Below are 16,021 nucleotides of genomic sequence, written 5' to 3'. Positions count from 1 at the left end.
TCTCCTTGCCGGGGCCCACCATCTCGCGGCGGAAGCAGAACCGGCAATACACCGCACAGACATGCACCAGCTTCAACAACACGCGGTCGGGATAGCGATGCACGATGCCGTCAATCGGCGCATGGGCGTGATCGCCGATCGGATCGGCATTCTCGTGCAGTTGTGCGTTCAGTTCATCCACACTCGGAATGTACTGACGCGCGATCGGATCGTTGGGATCGCTGCTGTCGATCAGTGCAGCAACAGCCGGCGTCACCGCGACGGCATAACGCGCGGCGACTTTCTCCAGATCGGCCAGTGTCGACGCCGGCGCGAGGCCGTTTTCAATGAGCTCACCGGGTTGCCGAAGGGTCGTCGCAAGTTTCACGTGACGGTTCATAATGCACCTGCCGGCGGCGTCCACACCACCTGATCGATCCGCGTCGCGCCCGACGCGAGCATCACCAGCCGATCGAAGCCGAGGGCAACGCCCGATGCTGCCGGCATCGCCGCTACAGCTTCGAGAAATTCTTCGTCGAGCGGATAGCGCTCGCCATAGCGACGCTCTTTTTCATCCATCGCTTCCGCGAAGCGTCGGCGCTGTTCGTCAGCGTCGGTCAACTCGCCGAAGCCGTTGGCGAGTTCGACGCCGCAGGCATAGACCTCAAAGCGTTCGGCGACGCGCGGATCGCCCGCTGTCGTGCGCGCCAATGCCGCCTCAGGCGACGGATATTCGAACAGCACCGTCATCCGCCCCTGGCCGAGATGTGGCTCGATATATTCTACCAGAATCTTGCTGAAGATATCCGACCACGTGTCGTCGTCGCTGATCCGCACCTTGCCGGTCGCGGCAGCCACCAGCGCGTCGCGATTGCCCTCAGCACCATCGATGCTCGCCAGCAGATCGATATCCGCAAAGCGCGTGAACGCCGCTGCCACGGTCAGCATCTCCGGTTCGGCAAACGGATCGGCAACCTGACCGCGAAAGGCGAATTGCCGAATGCCTGTCGCCTGCGCAGCATGGGCGATGATCGCCACGCAATCGGCGATGACCGTCTCGTAGCTCTCCTCGGCACGGTACCATTCCAGCATCGTGAATTCAGGCAGGTGCTTGTCGCCGCGCTCGCGGTCGCGAAACACCCGCGCGAATTCGAAGATTTTCCTCTCCCCCGCCGCCAGCAGTTTCTTGCAGGCGAATTCCGGCGAGGTCCGCAGATACCGCAGGAGACGTTCGCCATCGCGGTCGATCAATGCCGTTTTTGGCGCGTGCAGATGGGTCTCGTTGCCCGGCGAGACCTGCAGGATGCCGGTCTCGACCTCCAGAAAGCTTTGGGCGCCGAACCACGTCCGGATGGCCCCGGTGATCGCGCCCCGCGCCAGCAGGAAGCCCCGGCGGTCCTGGTGCCGCGCCGGGCTCCACCATGGCGACGGACGGTTAGTTCCAGTCATCAGCAAACGGCCCTTTTGGGTTGCAAAACGCTGGCATCGCCGCGTGAAATCAGTATGTTGCCCCCCGAAACCGCTTCGCTGGCCACAGGACACACACGTCCGGATCGGTCCCGGGCCTGAAATCTAGGAAACATATCTGTGAAAGTCATCGCCAGTTCTATTCGCAAGGGCAACGTCATCGAGCAGGAAGGCAAGCTCTACGTGGTTCTGTCCGCGGAGAACATCCACCCCGGCAAGGGAACCCCGGTCAGCCAGATCGAAATGCGCCGAATCAGCGACGGTGTGAAGATCTCGGAGCGCTACAAGACCACTGACCAGGTGGAAAAGGCGACGATTGAAGACCAGAACTTCAATTACCTCTACAAGGACGCCGACGGCTTCCATTTCATGAACAACGACAATTACGATCAGGTTCAGGTGCAGAAGGACGTCATCGGCGATGCCGAGCCCTATCTGCAGGAGAACATGACCGTGAAGCTGTCGCTGCACGGCCTCGTTCCGGTGGCGATCCAGATGCCACAGCGCGCGACCCTCGAAGTCGTCGATACCGAGCCGGTGACCAAGGGCCAGACCGCCTCGTCATCCTACAAGCCGGCAATGCTGTCCAACGGCGTGCGCACCAACGTGCCGCCGCATATCGGCACCGGCACCCGTATCGTGGTGCTGATCGAGGACGGCTCCTACATCGAACGCGCCAAGGACTAAGAGCGCCCGGTCATCGCAAGATTGCCGCAAGGCAGTCGCATCTTGTTCGCTAGACCGCCGGAGGCCCGAAAACGGCTTCCGGCGGTCTTTTTCATGCGTGATTTCAATGTGTTGGCGGTCTGTCCCGCGCCGCGACGCATTGCCCCTGCCACGGCGCAAATCATGCGGCTACAGTGGGGCATGACCAGACGCGATTCCCTGATCGACCGACGCAGTCTGCTCCGCTCCGGCCTGGGTGCCGGCACGCTGTTGGCCATGCCCGCGACCGCCTTCGCGGCGCCGGCGGGCTTCGATCAGTGGCGCGACGGCTTTCGCGCAAAGGCGATTGCCAAAGGCGTCTCTGACGCGACCTATGCGCGCGTGATGGGCCGCATCGAGCCGGACTTGTCCGTGTTCACCAAGATGCAGAAGCAGCCGGAATTTCACGAGCAGCTCTGGCAATACGTCAACCGCCGCGCGTCCGACTGGCGCATCATCGCCGGTAAGGAAGCGCTACGGAAGAACGAGGCACTGTTCGCGCGTATCGAGCGCGATTTCGGCGTTGAGCGCGGCACGCTGCTGGCGCTATGGGGCGTCGAATCCGCTTATGGCGATCCGATCGTGCAGCAGAACCATATGCGTCCGGTGTTTCCGTCGCTCGCGGCACTGGCGTGGCGCGAACCGCGCCGCCGTGCCTATTGGGAAACCGAGCTGATCAACGCGCTGAAGATCGTCGACAAGGGCTGGAGCACCCCGGACGAGATGCGCGGCTCATGGGCCGGTGCCATGGGCCACACCCAATGGATGCCCGAGGTCTGGCTCAATGTCGGCATCGACTATGACCACGACGGCCGCGTCTCGCCGTTCGGCAAGCCCGACGACGCACTGGGCTCCAGCGCACGCTTCCTGGTCAATCGCGGCAAATATCCGCGCGGCGAACACTGGGGCTACGAAGTCCGCGCCGACGGCGCTGGCTCATCGGATAGCAATCGCAGTTTTGCAGCATGGTCCGCTGCCGGCGTGACGCGCGCCGATGGCCAGCCGTTCCCGCAGCCCAATGCCAATGCCAAGCTCTGGGTGCCGGTGCAAGGCGGCCCGGCCTTCCTGCTCGGCCAAGGCTTCTATGCCGTGCGCAGCTACAATCCGTCGATGAACTACGCACTGGCAATCTGCCATCTCGGCGATCGCATTCTTGGAGGATCGCCCTTTATCCAACCGTTCCCCGGCTCCGAACGCGCGCTGACGCTCGCCGAAGTGCAGGAAGTGCAGACCCGCCTCACCCGCGCGGGCTTCGACACCGGCGGCACTGACGGCCGTGTCGGCAACGACACGATGAAGGCCGTGAAGGACTATCAAACCAAGATGGGCCTGCTGCCGGCGGACGGCTATGGCGGGCTGAAAGTCCTGGCGCGTCTGCGCCAGGGCGGGTGAAGCTACCTGATCATCTTCGGCCCGGGATCGGGCACCGCAACGTCGATCACCCGCATCTGCACGCGTTCGGCGCCCTGCCAGCGATCGACGGTGAGCGAGCCCGCCACATGTAGCAATTGCCCGCGGTTCTCCTGCAGGGCATTGCCGAGCTTCTGTCCGACCGAGCGAAACGCGATGCCGTTGACCATGGCGCCGTCACTGGCCTTGAAGCGCAGTCGCAGATGCGCCTGGCCAACTTCGTCAACATACGCGAGCTGATGCGCCGGCAATGCAATCACCGGCTCGGGATTGGCTGCACCAAAAGGTCCGGCACGGTTGAGCGTATTCACGAGGTCAGTCGTCACACCGCGCGCGGTGACGGCGCCGTCGATGAACAGTTCTTTTTCGTTGCGTGACTTGCCGACATCCGCGGCCAGCGCGCTTTCGATATAGGCACGGAATTCGCCGAGCCGTTCCTTGCGAAGCGTGATGCCCGCCGCCATGGCGTGGCCGCCGCCTTTCATCAACAATCCGTCGGTGACCGCCTGCCGCACGGCCTTGCCGAGATCGACGCCGGAGATCGAACGGCCGGAGCCGGTGCCGATGCCGCCCGGCTCCAGCGCGATCGCGAAAGCGGGCCGTGCGAATTTCTCTTTCAGGCGAGAAGCGACAAGACCGACAACACCGGGATGCCAGCCTTCACTGGCTGTCACGATCACCGAGCCTTTGTCTTCCAGCCCCAATGACGCCAGCGCCTCCGCTTCAGCCTGCGCTTCTGCGGCCTGCTCGATCACGCGGCGCTCGATGTTCAGCCGATCGAGTTCGGCAGCGATCTTCGCGGCTTCGGATATATCGCCCTCAAGCAACAGCCGCACGCCGAGATCGGCGCGCCCGATCCGGCCGCCGGCGTTAATGCGTGGCCCAAGCATGAAACCGAGATGCCACGCTTCCGGCGGACCGTTCAAACGCGCCACATCCATGAGTGCGGTATGGCCGACATGATCGCGGCGACGCAATGCGATGAGACCCTTGGCGACAAAAGCGCGGTTCAGTCCGACCAGCGGGGCGACGTCCGCGACGGTGCCGAGCGCGACGTGATGCAGCATGCCGAGCAGATCAGGCTCCGGCATCTCTGCGGTCCAGAAGCCCCGCTTGCGCAATTCGCGATTCACGGCGACCAGCGTGATCAGCACGAGGCCAACCGCCGCGAGATGACCGAGACCGGAAATATCGTCGAGCCGGTTCGGGTTCACCACGGCATCGACGTCAGGCAATTCCTCGCCGGTCTGATGGTGATCGATGACGACCACGGACATGCCGAGCTTCTTCGCTTCGGCCAATGGTTCGAAGCTTGTGGTGCCGCAATCGACAGTCACCAGCAGCGTGGCGCCCTTGCCGGCCAGCGTCTTGATGGCGTCCACATTGGGGCCGTACCCCTCGAAGATGCGATCGGGAATATGGATCTGCGGATCAAGCCCGCAATGGCGCAGATGCCAGGCCAGCAGCGCCGACGAGGTCGCGCCGTCGACGTCGTAATCGCCGAAGATCGCCACCTTCTCGCGGCGCTGCGCGGCATCCGCAATGCGCTTCGCCGCCGCTTCCATCTGCGTGATGGTGAACGGATCCGGCATCAGCTTGCGAATGGTGGGGTCGAGAAAATCCTCGACGGCGTCGAGCTCGACATTGCGGCCGGCGAGAAGGCGCGCCAACATTTCCGGCAATTGAAAACGCTGCACCATGGCCAGTGCCCGTGCCGCGCCGCGCTGGTCGACCCGGTCACGCCAGACCCGCCCTGTGGCGGATTCGCTGACGCCGAGGAAGGCCTGCTGGGATTCGACGGGAATGATGGTCGGTGGCGTCATGGGATCAGCAATAGGCTGCGCAGCCGCTTTCGGCAAATCCCAAGCCGGTCAGCAACCCATCCGCTTCGCCAGATCGTTGAAATCATCGGCCACTACGTCCCATGGGCCCTCGGCCTTGAAGTCGCGGTTCTGGTGCGGACCATATTCAGTGACGCGCGGCACGAAGGCGGTCTTCAGGCCAAGTTTGTGCGCGGCATCGAGATCGCTGTTATGCGCAGCCACCATCATCACTTCCGCAGGCTTCAGATTGAGCAGTGCGGCCGCGCCGAGATAAGCCTGCGGATCGGGCTTGTAGTGCTCGAACAATTCTGCGCTCATAATCAGGTCCCATGGCAGGCCGGCGAATTTCGCCATGTTGGTGAGCAGCGCGACATTGCCGTTCGACAACGGGCTTATGATGTATTTGGTCTTCAGCTTGGTGAGGCCGCTGACCGAATCCGCCCACGGATGCAGTCTGTGCCAGCCCAGTGTCATGTGATGCAAATCGTCATCGGACAGCCCGTTGATGCCGAATTTGGCGACCAGCACATCGAGGGATTGCCGATGCAGCGTGTCGAGCTTGACGAAGCCGCACTCGGGGTGATGACGCACCACATCCATCGAGGGCATATAGGCCTGCCGCCAGGCATCGACGAGCGCAGTCCAGTCAGCCGTGACGCCGCGCGCTTTGCCGAATGAAGTACAGTCAGCAATCAGACTGGAGCGCCAGTCCACCACGGTGCCGAACACATCGAAGACAAGAGCTTTAACGGCAGAAATGTCGCTCATGGTATCGCTCCCCAATATTTTTGTTCTTGGTCGTCATTCCGGGGCGCAGTCTCGGCGACGCCGAGAGCGCGAGCCCGGAATCTTGAAGTGTTCTGCATCGAGGTACCCCACCACTCCAATTGGGTGGCTGAAGCTCACGATCGCGAAGGAGCGCTCGCGCCCCCGACCCACGGCCGTGAGCTTCAGAGTATCTTTCGGTACTGCATGAATCCGGAATTATCCGCAACCTGATCATACAGAATGCGTGCCTGCGCATTCTCGTTCTGGGTCAGCCAGTGCACCCGGCTGCAGCCATCAGCCTTCGCCTTCGCATAAACCGCCTCGATCAAGGCGCGGCCGACACCGAGCCCACGCGCGCCGTTATCGACGAACAGATCCTGCAGATAGCAGTAATTGCCAGGCGTCCAGGATGAGCGGTGATACAGGAATTGCACGATGCCGGTGAGCTTGCCGTCCACATAGGCGCCGAGCAGGAACATCTGCTCGTTGGCGTCGTGGAAACGCTTCCACGCCGTATCGGTCGCGACCTGCGGCAGTGTCGCCTTGTAGAACGTCAGATAGCCCTGCCACAGCGGCTCCCAGGCAGCCCGCTCATCGGGGCCGACTGGGCGGATTTCAACATTCGCCTTCGCCATGTGACTGAACTCAATCCAGGTGGAATTTTTCGAGCTGGCGATGCTCGCCCTTGATAATGCGCACGGTGCCGGTGACCGAACGCATCACGATGGTCTCGGTCTCGATGACGTCGCCGCGGAACTTGACGCCCGACAGCAGGGCCCCATCGGTGACACCGGTGGCGGCAAACAGACAGTCGCCCTTCGCCATGTCCTCGATGCCATAGATCATCTTCGGATCAGTGACGCCCATCTTGGCCGCACGCTCGCGCTTCTCCTCGGTGTCGAGGATCAGGCGGGTCTGCATCTGGCCGCCAATGCAGCGCAGTGCTGCAGCCGCCAGCACACCTTCCGGTGCGCCGCCAATGCCAAGATAGATGTCGATGCCAGACTTGGCGGGATCGGTGGTGTGGATGACACCGGCGACGTCGCCGTCCGGAATGAGACGCAGCGCCGCCCCGGTCGAGCGGATTGCTGCAATCAATGCCTCGTGCCGCGGCCGCTCGAGCACGAGGGCCGTGATCGCCGATACCGGCACCCCCTTGGCCTTGGCGAGGCGCCGGATGTTCTCTTCCGGGGATGCGTCGATGTCGATCACGTTCTTGGCGTAGCCCGGACCGATCGCGATCTTGTCCATATAGACGTCGGGCGCGTGCAGCAGCGTGCCGCCATCGGCCATCGCCATGGTGGCGATCGAGCCTGGCATGTCCTTGGCGCACAGCGTCGTGCCTTCCAGCGGATCGACCGCAATATCGACCTTCGGACCGGCATTGATGCCGACCTTTTCGCCGATATAGAGCATCGGCGCTTCATCGCGCTCGCCCTCGCCGATCACGATGGTGCCGTCGATCGGCATCTTGTTGAGTTCGCGGCGCATCGCATCGACCGCTGCCTGATCTGCCGCCTTCTCCTGCCCATGACCACGCAACCGCGCAGCCGACACCGCCGCGCGCTCGGTCACGCGAACGATCTCCAGCGTGAGAATGCGCTCGAGCAGTTGCTGCGGCGGGACGGTAATATGGGTCGACATCGGCTGACTCCTTCTACGGCGGATCGGGTAATCCCTGGGGATCGGGTGATCCAGTACAACTCTCAACGCGTGGATTTAGTTCTTCTCGATCCGGATAACTTGCGGCTTGCCTGATATCACCTTGTCGCTCTGCACAGCCTGGAGGGCGCGACGCATTGCGTCTTCGGTGGTGGCGTAGGTGATCAGGATAACAGGCACCGGTGACGATTTCGTGCTCTTGCCGACTGGCTCTATGCCGCCATTGGGGTGCCGCTGAACGATCGACTCCAGCGAGATCTTCTGCTCGGCCAGACGCGTTGCGATACGCGCGGCAGTGCCGGCGAGATCACGCGCCATCAGGCGGATATAGTAGCCGCCTTCGTGGCGCTCCATCGGGGCCTTGGTCGTCGCCTTGAGTTTATCGACGGGCCGCCCGAACGGCAGCGCGCGCACACCGCGTGCAACGTCGGCAATATCAGCCAGAACCGCAGATGCTGTCGCGGCTCCGCCTGCCCCGGGTCCGACCAGCGTGATCGGCGCGATGCCGGCACCGTCGACGGTGACAGCGTTGGTGACGCCCATGACCTGCGCGATGGAGGATGACAGCGGCACCATGGTCGGATGCACGCGTTGTTCGATGCCCGTCGCGGTGCGCATGGCAACGCCCAGCAGCTTCACGCGATAGCCGAGCTCGGCGGCCGCGCGCAAATCCTCGGCGGCAATCGACGAGATGCCTTCGACGGACACGGCGCTCTGCGCGACCTTGGTCCCGAATGCGAGGCTGGCGAGAATTGCCAGCTTCTGCGCGGTGTCATGACCATCGACGTCGAAGGACGGCTCGGCCTCGGCATAGCCAAGCCGCTGCGCGTCTTTAAGGCATTCCTCGAAGGACAGGCCCTCCAGCTCCATCCGGGACAGGATGTAGTTGCAGGTGCCGTTGAGGATACCGTAGACGCGATTGATATCGGTGCCGGCGAGACCTTCACGGATGGTCTTGATGATCGGAATGGCGCCGGCGACAGCGGCCTCGTAGTTCAGCGCGCCGCCATGCTTCTCGGCCGACGCCGCGAGCTTCAGGCCATGCTTGGCAATCAGCGCCTTGTTGGCGGTGACGACCGACTTGCCGGCTCTGAGCGCCGCCTCGATCGACGACAGTGCGGGATCGCCGACGCCGCCCATCAGTTCGACGAAGCATTCGACGTCCGGATGCTGCGCAACCGCCAGCGGATCCTTCATCCAGTCGATGCCGCGCAGATCGACGCCGCGCTTCTTGGTCTTGGAGCGCGCGGTGACAGCAACCACCTTGACGCCACGACCGCAGCGCGCGGCCAAAATCGAGTTCTGCTGTTCGATGAGACGGACGACTTCGGCACCAACGGTGCCGAGTCCCGCGATACCCACTTTGAGGGGTGCGACCATTAAGCTTCAGACCTGTCGGAATTCTTGTTGAGCGATGACCGGTCCGAAAACCGGTTGCCGGTTTTCGGGGATCACGCCTATCGCCGGTTGGCGAGAGGAACCACGTTGTGCAACGTTTCGAGACCGCTTTCAAGGAAGCGGCGAATGCCGCGGGCAGCCTGGCGAATGCGCTGTTCATTCTCGACCATGGCGATACGGACGTAACCTTCGCCATGCTCGCCGAAGGCGACGCCGGGAGATACCACCACGCCCGACTTTTCAACGAGAAGCGTTGCAAACTGCATGCTGCCAACTTCGCGGAATTTCTCAGGTAGCGGCGCCCAGGCGAACATCGACGCCGATGGCGGCGGAATGTCCCAGCCGGCCCGACCAAAGGATTCCACCATGGCATCGCGGCGCTTGCGATAGACATCGCGCATCTCGCGAATGCAATCGTCCGGGCCATTCAGCGCAGCAGTCGCCGCGACCTGCACGGGCGTGAACGCGCCGTAGTCCAAATAGGATTTCACCCGCGTCAGCGCGGCAATGATGCGCTCGTTGCCGACCGCAAAGCCCATGCGCCAGCCGGCCATCGAGAAGGTCTTCGACATCGAGGTGAATTCGACGGTGACGTCCATGGCGCCGGGTACCTGCAGCGCCGAGGGCGGCGGATTCTTGTCGTCGAAATAGACCTCGGCATAAGCGAGGTCCGAAAGAATGTAGATCTCGTGCTTTTTCGCGAAGGCGACGAGGTCCTTGTAGAAATCGAGGCTCGCCACCTGCGCCGTCGGATTCGACGGATAGCAGACGATCAGCGCGATCGGCTTCGGGATCGAATGGATGATGGCGCGCTCGACGGCGGCAAAGAAATCCGGGGTCGGCTCGGACGGCACCGAGCGGATCACGCCGCCCGCCATCAGGAAGCCGAATGCATGGATCGGATAGCTTGGATTCGGGCACAGCACGACATCGCCGGGCGCAGTGATTGCCTGGGCGACGTTGGCGAAGCCTTCCTTGGAGCCCAGCGTCGCCACCACCTGGGTGTCGGGATTGAGCTTCACGCCAAACCGGCGCTCGTAATAGCCGGCCTGGGCCTTGCGTAGCCCGGTGATGCCCTTCGAGGCCGAATAGCGGTCGGTGCGCGGCTTGCCCAGGGTTTCCTTGAGCTTCTCGATCACATGGGGCGGGGTCGCCAGATCCGGATTGCCCATGCCGAGGTCAATAATGTCGGCGCCAGCGTTCCGCGCGGCGGCTTTGGCCCGGTTGACCTGTTCGAACACATAGGGCGGCAATCGGCGGATGCGGTAGAATTCTTCCATGGGATTTGGCTCCAGAACCGCTTCATCATGCGGTTGAATCGCTTCTTTTTATCACGGAAGCCCGGTGACACCAGTCACGACAGGCAGTTTTGACTATTTGGCTGCCGGTTTAGCCGGCAGTACGACGGCCTGGCGGTCGCGGGCGGCGGTCAATTCGGCCTGCATCTTGGCCTGGTCCGCCGGCGCCATGGCGGTGCCTTCGCGGGTAGTCGGCAGGTCGTGAACCGGCAGATAGGTCCCCACCTCGGCCGGCCGCGCCGGAGCGCCCGCGGGCGTGCCGACCATGGGCATGTCGGCGATGGTCGAGGCGCAGCCGCCAAGAGGCGCGCCAAGCCCCAGCGCCAGCAGGGCGACCACTCTCGCCACCCGTCCGGTGCGACCACCTATCGCCGTGAATGTCCCTCTACGCGTCACGCCACAACCCTGTATCACATCGCATCAGAATCGATTTTATCCCTATCGCAGCGCACCATCCAACCAATCTGGCCACAAACGATTAATGCCGGGAGAACAAGCTGCAGGCTTGGATCTTCAATATGACGGAAGCAAGACCCAAATCCGAAGACATGACGCAGTGCAGCACATCGAATCCTGCGACAATCCACGAACTGTGCCATCATTGATTTGCGTGGTGACTTACCGTTGCCCGACTGGAATAAAGCTGTTGTTGCGCCATGACCGAAGTTGCCGCCGACGCCAAAGCTGCTGACGACAAGACCTCGGGCGACGCGTCCGCCAAGCCGTTCAATCCCGAAGCTTTTGCGCTCAACCTGGCCAAGGCGATGGAAAATGGCGGCAAGGCCTTGTCCGCCTATCTGCAGTCACGCCAGACCGGCGAGACCGTCGACAAGCCGCCGAACGAACTGACGGAGCTGATCAAGACCTTCAGCGTCGTCGCCAATTACTGGCTGTCCGACGACAAGCGCGCCGCCGAATTGCAGATGAAACTTGGCAAGGCCTATCTCGACCTCTGGGGCTCAGCGATGCGCCGGATGGTCGGGGAAGCCACCTTGCCCGCCATCGAGGCGCCGCCACGCGACAAGCGCTTCAGCGATCCCGAATGGAAATCGAACCAGTTCTTCGACTTCGTCATGCAGGCCTATCTGCTGACCACGCAATGGGCCCACGATCTCGTCAAGAATGCTGAAGGTCTGGATGCACACACCCGCAAGAAGGCGGAGTTCTATGTCCAGCAGATTACCAATGCGATGGCGCCATCGAATTTCGTGCTGACCAATCCGGAAGTGCTACGCGAGACGGTGATGTCGAACGGCAGCAATCTGATGCGCGGCATGACCATGCTGGCCGAAGACATCGAAGCCGGCAAAGGCTCGCTGCGCATTCGCCAGTCCGACCCGAAGAATCTCGAAGTCGGCGTCAACATGGCGACGACGCCGGGCAAGGTGATCTTCCAGAACGAGGTGATGCAGCTCATCCAGTATCAGCCGGCAACCGAGAACGTGCTGCGCACGCCGCTCCTGATCGTGCCGCCCTGGATCAACAAGTTCTACATCCTCGATCTCAAGCCCGAGAAATCCTTCATCAAGTGGGCCGTCGATCAGGGCATCTCGGTATTCGTGATCTCCTGGGTCAATCCGGACAAGCGCCTCGGCGCCAAGACCTTCGACGACTATATGAAGGAAGGTCCACTGGCCGCGATGGACGTCATCGAGCAGGTCACCGGCGAGATGACGGTCCACACCATCGGCTATTGCGTCGGCGGCACCCTGCTCGCCTCGACGCTGGCCTGGCTCGCCGAAAAGCGCCGCGTGCGCGTGGCCTCGGCGACATTCCTGGCTGCGCAAGTCGACTTCACCCATGCCGGCGACCTCATGGTCTTCGTCGATGAGGATCAGATTTCGGCGCTGGAAAAGGACATGCAGGCGGCGGGTGTGCTGGAAGGCAGCAAGATGGCCATGGCCTTCAACATGCTGCGCTCCAACGACCTGATCTGGTCCTACGTGGTCAACAACTACCTCAAGGGCAAGCCGCCTTCGGCCTTCGATCTGCTGCACTGGAATTCGGATGCGACGCGGATGCCGGCGGCGAACCACTCATTCTATCTGCGCAATTGCTATCTCGAGAACAAGCTCTCGACCGGCAACATGATCCTCGACAACACAAGGCTCGACCTCTCCAAGGTCAAGGTGCCCATCTACAATCTCGCCACCCGCGAGGATCACATCGCGCCGGCCCAGTCGGTGCTGTACGGCTCGCAATTCTTCGGCGGCCCGGTGAAATATGTGCTGTCCGGCTCCGGCCATATCGCCGGCGTGGTCAATCCACCGGCCTCCGGCAAGTACCAGTACTGGATCAATGACAACGCCCACGTCACCGATCTTGCCGACTGGATGAAAACCGCGCAGGAACATGCAGGCTCGTGGTGGCCGAACTGGCGCGAGTGGCTCGCCGGTATCGATGGCGAAGAGGTTCCGGCCCGGCAGGTCGGCACCGACGCCTTCCCCGCGCTCGAAGACGCCCCGGGCAGTTACGTGCGGGTGCGAGCGTAACAGCTCGCCTCCTCCGCGCTCAGTTGGCGTTGTCACAGCAAACGTTTATGGTTTGAGCCAACGCGCATCGCACCCCACTTGCGGCGTGCGTGTTTTGCATGACCATCTCCGCGTTTTCCGCGGAAATTTCGACCGAAAGGATACCCGGATGACGCGTGAATTGTTCTGGCTGACGCTGACCGTGATTCTCACCGGCCTGCTCTGGGTGCCCTATGTGCTGAACCGCATCGTGGTCCGCGGCGTGACCGGCGCGATGGCCAACCCGTCGCGTAATGACAAGCCTCTGGCCGACTGGGCCAACCGGCTGCTGTTCGCCCATGACAACGCGGTCGAGAACCTCATCGTCTTTGCTCCGCTGGTGTTGATCCTGAACGCTGCGGACGTTTCGACCCCGACCACTGTTCTGGCCTGCGCCGTCTATTTCTGGTCGCGCGTCGTGCATCTGGTCGTTTACACACTGGGGCTGCCGGTGTTCCGCACGCTGGCCTTCCTCGTCGGCTTCTTCGCCCAGGCCGTGCTCGCCGTTGCGATCCTGCGGATTTCGTACTGACGACACCCTCGCCTGATCGATTTGCAATGAGCCACGCTGGCCCCGATCTTCAATTGATCGTCAATGAGATCGCCGACGAGATGGCGCAGCGGACCGACCGCGGCGAGGTCGCGAGCTATATTCCGGAGCTCGCCGGCATCGATCCCAACCAGTTCGGGCTTGTGGTCATCGATGCCGATGGCCAGGTTGCGGCCGCGGGCGATGCCGATGTGCCGTTCTCGATCCAGAGTATCTCGAAGGTTTTCACACTCACCTTGGCGCTCGGCATGGTCGGCGACCGACTCTGGAAACATGTCGGCCGCGAGCCCTCGGGCAATCCGTTCAACTCCATCGTCCAGCTCGAACGCGAGCGCGGCGTGCCACGTAACCCCTTCATCAATGCCGGCGCCATCGCTGTCACCGATGTCATCCTGTCCAGCCATCAGCCACGCGAGGCTATCGGCGAAATCCTGCGCTTCATGCAGTTTCTGTCCGGCGACAGCTCCATCGTCATCGATGAGACGGTCGCAGCGTCCGAGAAACGCACCGGCTTTCGCAACACCGCGCTGGCCAATTACATGAAGTCGTTTGGCGTGGTCGAAAATCCCGTCGACTTCACACTCGGCGTCTATTTCCATCACTGCGCGATCGCGATGTCGTGCCGCCAACTGGCAATGGCCACACGCTATCTCGCTTACTCCGGCCGCAATCCCTCGACCGGCCTCTCGGTGGTGTCCTCGGAGCGCGCGCGCCGTATCAACGCGCTGATGCTGATGTGCGGTCATTATGACGGCTCGGGCGAGTTCGCCTATCGTGTCGGCCTGCCCGGCAAGAGCGGCGTCGGCGGCGGCATCATCGCTGTCGCTCCCGGCAAGGCGTCGATCGCAGTCTGGGCGCCGGGCCTCGACAAGCACGGCAATTCGCATCTCGGCCGCGTTGCGCTGGAAGCGCTCACGAAGCGGCTCGGCTGGTCGATCTTCGGCGTCTGACGCCTGTCAAAGCAGCCATAAAAAGAGGGCCGAAACATCGTTGTTTCGACCCTCAATCACTTCAAATCTCCCGCGCGCTGCGCGGCGTCGCTGCCTGATGCCTACCATTAGTGTTCGGTGGTCCGCTTGGCGTCCTGGATGGCAGCCTCGTGGTACCAGCCGTCAACCGCAACGACCGGAGCGGTCTGCGGCATCCGGAACAGGCTCGGCCTGCTGTCCAGCCGGCGCGGGCCGACCGAGGCACGGCCGCCCACCGGAAACCGGTAGATTTTGGCAGTGTGTTGATGCGGAATATTTGTCGTCATAACGCTCACTTTTCCTTCCTGATCAGCTTTTCGCTCTGCGTTTTTCACGTCAGGGTCGGATTGTAACATCGGCGCACTTCTTTTGTGCCGATTGCTCCATAAAAAGCAGATGAATGCCGACAATATGCGCACAAGGGGCCAATGCGCCTTTGGCGCGCAGGTTTTGGCTGCGACATGTCGACCGCTCAACCGTCAAATGAGCGCTTGAAAGGCAGAAAAGTTCCGGGAAAATATCGCGTGCACCAGGATTGTGCATGGCGCTCCGGAGCAACCGAGGGCCTTTGGGCTAAAAATCGCGAAAGTAACGCCGATTCGAGCGCGCGACGGCGCTGCTTCTGGCCGTGCCAGATCGGCATTCCACGCGACATGACCTTTTTACGACGCGGACGGTTGCATCGCGGCAAATTGGCATATTACGTGCTTTATAAGCTGTGCCGCTGGGGGCGGATTTTGCGTCCGCCCGCCGGCAAGCTCAGGGCTCACGCCCTACGCATCGCCAACTCATGAGAGACCCGCATGACAAAGTATAAGCTCGAGTACATTTGGCTCGACGGTTACACGCCGGTTCCGAACCTGCGTGGCAAGACGCAGATCAAGGAATTCGAAGATTTCCCGACCCTCGAGCAGCTCCCGCTGTGGGGCTTCGACGGTTCGTCGACCATGCAGGCTGAAGGCCACAGCTCGGATTGCGTGCTGAAGCCGGTTGCGATCTATCCCGATGCGGCCCGTGAGAACGGCGCCCTGGTGATGTGCGAAGTCATGATGCCCGATGGCGTCACCCCGCACCCGACCAACCGGCGCGCGACCGTCCTCGACGATCCCGGCGCATGGTTCGGTTTCGAGCAGGAATACTTCTTCTACGAGAACGGCCGTCCGCTCGGCTTCCCGGAGGCTGGTTACCCGGCTCCGCAGGGTCCGTATTATACCGGCGTCGGTTTCAAGAATGTCGGCTCGATCGCCCGTGAGATCGTCGAAGAACATCTCGACCTCTGCCTCGAAGCCGGCATCAACCACGAAGGCATCAACGCCGAAGTGGCGAAGGGCCAGTGGGAATTCCAGATCTTCGGCAAGGGCTCCAAGAAGGCCGCTGACGAAATGTGGATGGCCCGCTACCTGATGCTGCGCCTGACCGAGAAGTACGGCATCGACATCGAATTCCACTGCAAGCCGCTCGGCGACACCGACTGGAACGGCTC

Annotated in this window: 15 protein-coding genes and 1 pseudogene; 6 read left to right on the top strand and 10 right to left on the bottom strand. The window is 62.2% G+C overall.

Annotated features, from left to right (window positions below; genetic code table 11):
- Together ACEK02_RS05970 and epmA are read right to left on the bottom strand one after the other, a co-directional pair.
- Window positions 1–379: pseudogene (locus tag ACEK02_RS05970) on the bottom strand (lysine 2,3-aminomutase); the annotation flags it as partial.
- Entirely contained in the window at window positions 376–1,428 is a 1,053-nt protein-coding gene (gene epmA / locus ACEK02_RS05965) for an EF-P lysine aminoacylase EpmA (RefSeq protein WP_371420882.1), read from the bottom strand. The gene epmA and the pseudogene ACEK02_RS05970, both read right to left, overlap by 4 nt.
- 138 nt (window positions 1,429–1,566) lie before the next feature.
- On the opposite strand from epmA, the gene efp reads away from it, so the two are divergent.
- Together efp and ACEK02_RS05955 are read left to right on the top strand one after the other, a co-directional pair.
- Window positions 1,567–2,133 carry an elongation factor P gene (efp, locus tag ACEK02_RS05960; RefSeq protein ID WP_371420881.1) on the top strand — a complete coding sequence of 189 codons (567 nt, stop codon included), beginning with the start codon at window positions 1,567–1,569 and terminating at the stop codon, window positions 2,131–2,133.
- Between the two features lie 180 nt (window positions 2,134–2,313).
- Entirely contained in the window at window positions 2,314–3,543 is a 1,230-nt protein-coding gene (locus tag ACEK02_RS05955) for a lytic murein transglycosylase (protein WP_371420880.1), read from the top strand.
- Window positions 3,544–3,545: 2 nt separating this feature from the next.
- Here ACEK02_RS05955 and recJ read toward each other — a convergent pair whose 3' ends face one another.
- From recJ to ACEK02_RS05920, 7 genes are all read right to left on the bottom strand, one after another.
- A complete protein-coding gene (gene recJ / locus ACEK02_RS05950) occupies window positions 3,546–5,384 on the bottom strand; it encodes a single-stranded-DNA-specific exonuclease RecJ (RefSeq protein ID WP_371420879.1) in 1,839 nt (612 codons plus the stop codon).
- Between the two features lie 48 nt (window positions 5,385–5,432).
- Window positions 5,433–6,152: a haloacid dehalogenase type II gene (locus ACEK02_RS05945; protein WP_371420878.1), complete on the bottom strand. Its 720-nt coding sequence runs from the start codon at window positions 6,150–6,152 to the stop codon at window positions 5,433–5,435.
- Window positions 6,153–6,334: 182 nt separating this feature from the next.
- Complete coding sequence (locus ACEK02_RS05940) at window positions 6,335–6,787, bottom strand: N-acetyltransferase family protein (protein ID WP_371420877.1); 453 nt, start codon at window positions 6,785–6,787, stop codon at window positions 6,335–6,337.
- Between the two features lie 10 nt (window positions 6,788–6,797).
- Complete coding sequence (gene glpX / locus ACEK02_RS05935) at window positions 6,798–7,796, bottom strand: class II fructose-bisphosphatase (protein WP_371420876.1); 999 nt, start codon at window positions 7,794–7,796, stop codon at window positions 6,798–6,800.
- Window positions 7,797–7,871: 75 nt separating this feature from the next.
- Entirely contained in the window at window positions 7,872–9,194 is a 1,323-nt protein-coding gene (locus ACEK02_RS05930; protein WP_371420875.1) for a homoserine dehydrogenase, read from the bottom strand.
- Window positions 9,195–9,271: 77 nt separating this feature from the next.
- A complete protein-coding gene (locus tag ACEK02_RS05925) occupies window positions 9,272–10,492 on the bottom strand; it encodes an LL-diaminopimelate aminotransferase (protein ID WP_371420874.1) in 1,221 nt (406 codons plus the stop codon).
- A 93-nt stretch (window positions 10,493–10,585) separates the two neighbouring features.
- Window positions 10,586–10,906: a hypothetical protein gene (locus tag ACEK02_RS05920; RefSeq protein WP_371420873.1), complete on the bottom strand. Its 321-nt coding sequence runs from the start codon at window positions 10,904–10,906 to the stop codon at window positions 10,586–10,588.
- A gap of 260 nt (window positions 10,907–11,166) precedes the next feature.
- On the opposite strand from ACEK02_RS05920, the gene ACEK02_RS05915 reads away from it, so the two are divergent.
- The 3 genes from ACEK02_RS05915 to ACEK02_RS05905 all read left to right on the top strand — a co-directional run bounded on the left by ACEK02_RS05915 (window position 11,167) and on the right by ACEK02_RS05905 (window position 14,520).
- A complete protein-coding gene (locus ACEK02_RS05915) occupies window positions 11,167–13,002 on the top strand; it encodes a PHA/PHB synthase family protein (protein WP_371420872.1) in 1,836 nt (611 codons plus the stop codon).
- A 148-nt stretch (window positions 13,003–13,150) separates the two neighbouring features.
- Window positions 13,151–13,552: an MAPEG family protein gene (locus ACEK02_RS05910; RefSeq protein ID WP_371420871.1), complete on the top strand. Its 402-nt coding sequence runs from the start codon at window positions 13,151–13,153 to the stop codon at window positions 13,550–13,552.
- A gap of 26 nt (window positions 13,553–13,578) precedes the next feature.
- Window positions 13,579–14,520, top strand: coding sequence for a glutaminase (locus ACEK02_RS05905; protein WP_371420870.1), 942 nt, complete (start codon window positions 13,579–13,581; stop codon window positions 14,518–14,520).
- A 107-nt stretch (window positions 14,521–14,627) separates the two neighbouring features.
- Here ACEK02_RS05905 and ACEK02_RS05900 read toward each other — a convergent pair whose 3' ends face one another.
- Window positions 14,628–14,825, bottom strand: coding sequence for a DUF2735 domain-containing protein (locus ACEK02_RS05900; RefSeq protein WP_371420883.1), 198 nt, complete (start codon window positions 14,823–14,825; stop codon window positions 14,628–14,630).
- A 516-nt stretch (window positions 14,826–15,341) separates the two neighbouring features.
- Here ACEK02_RS05900 and ACEK02_RS05895 point away from each other — a divergent pair.
- On the top strand, window positions 15,342–16,021 hold a 680-nt coding region (locus ACEK02_RS05895; protein ID WP_371420869.1), incomplete at its 3' end, for a glutamine synthetase beta-grasp domain-containing protein.

Source organism: Tardiphaga sp., from assembly GCF_041424195.1.
In the GTDB taxonomy this organism is placed as follows: Bacteria; Pseudomonadota; Alphaproteobacteria; order Rhizobiales; family Xanthobacteraceae; genus Tardiphaga.
The sequence above is the reverse complement of the archived record's forward strand: the minus strand, read 5'-3'. Positions and strand labels throughout refer to the sequence as shown.

Bases quoted from the DNA above. Each gene is read 5' to 3' on its own strand.
- ACEK02_RS05955 (WP_371420880.1), top strand. From the start codon at position 2,314: ATGACCAGACGCGATTCCCTGATCGACCGACGCAGTCTGCTCCGCTCC.
- ACEK02_RS05940 (WP_371420877.1), bottom strand. From the start codon at position 6,787: ATGGCGAAGGCGAATGTTGAAATCCGCCCAGTCGGCCCCGATGAGCGG.
- epmA (WP_371420882.1), bottom strand. From the start codon at position 1,428: ATGACTGGAACTAACCGTCCGTCGCCATGGTGGAGCCCGGCGCGGCAC.
- ACEK02_RS05925 (WP_371420874.1), bottom strand. From the start codon at position 10,492: ATGGAAGAATTCTACCGCATCCGCCGATTGCCGCCCTATGTGTTCGAA.
- ACEK02_RS05945 (WP_371420878.1), bottom strand. From the start codon at position 6,152: ATGAGCGACATTTCTGCCGTTAAAGCTCTTGTCTTCGATGTGTTCGGC.
- recJ (WP_371420879.1), bottom strand. From the start codon at position 5,384: ATGACGCCACCGACCATCATTCCCGTCGAATCCCAGCAGGCCTTCCTC.
- ACEK02_RS05910 (WP_371420871.1), top strand. From the start codon at position 13,151: ATGACGCGTGAATTGTTCTGGCTGACGCTGACCGTGATTCTCACCGGC.
- ACEK02_RS05900 (WP_371420883.1), bottom strand. From the start codon at position 14,825: ATGACGACAAATATTCCGCATCAACACACTGCCAAAATCTACCGGTTT.
- ACEK02_RS05930 (WP_371420875.1), bottom strand. From the start codon at position 9,194: ATGGTCGCACCCCTCAAAGTGGGTATCGCGGGACTCGGCACCGTTGGT.
- ACEK02_RS05905 (WP_371420870.1), top strand. From the start codon at position 13,579: ATGAGCCACGCTGGCCCCGATCTTCAATTGATCGTCAATGAGATCGCC.
- glpX (WP_371420876.1), bottom strand. From the start codon at position 7,796: ATGTCGACCCATATTACCGTCCCGCCGCAGCAACTGCTCGAGCGCATT.
- ACEK02_RS05915 (WP_371420872.1), top strand. From the start codon at position 11,167: ATGACCGAAGTTGCCGCCGACGCCAAAGCTGCTGACGACAAGACCTCG.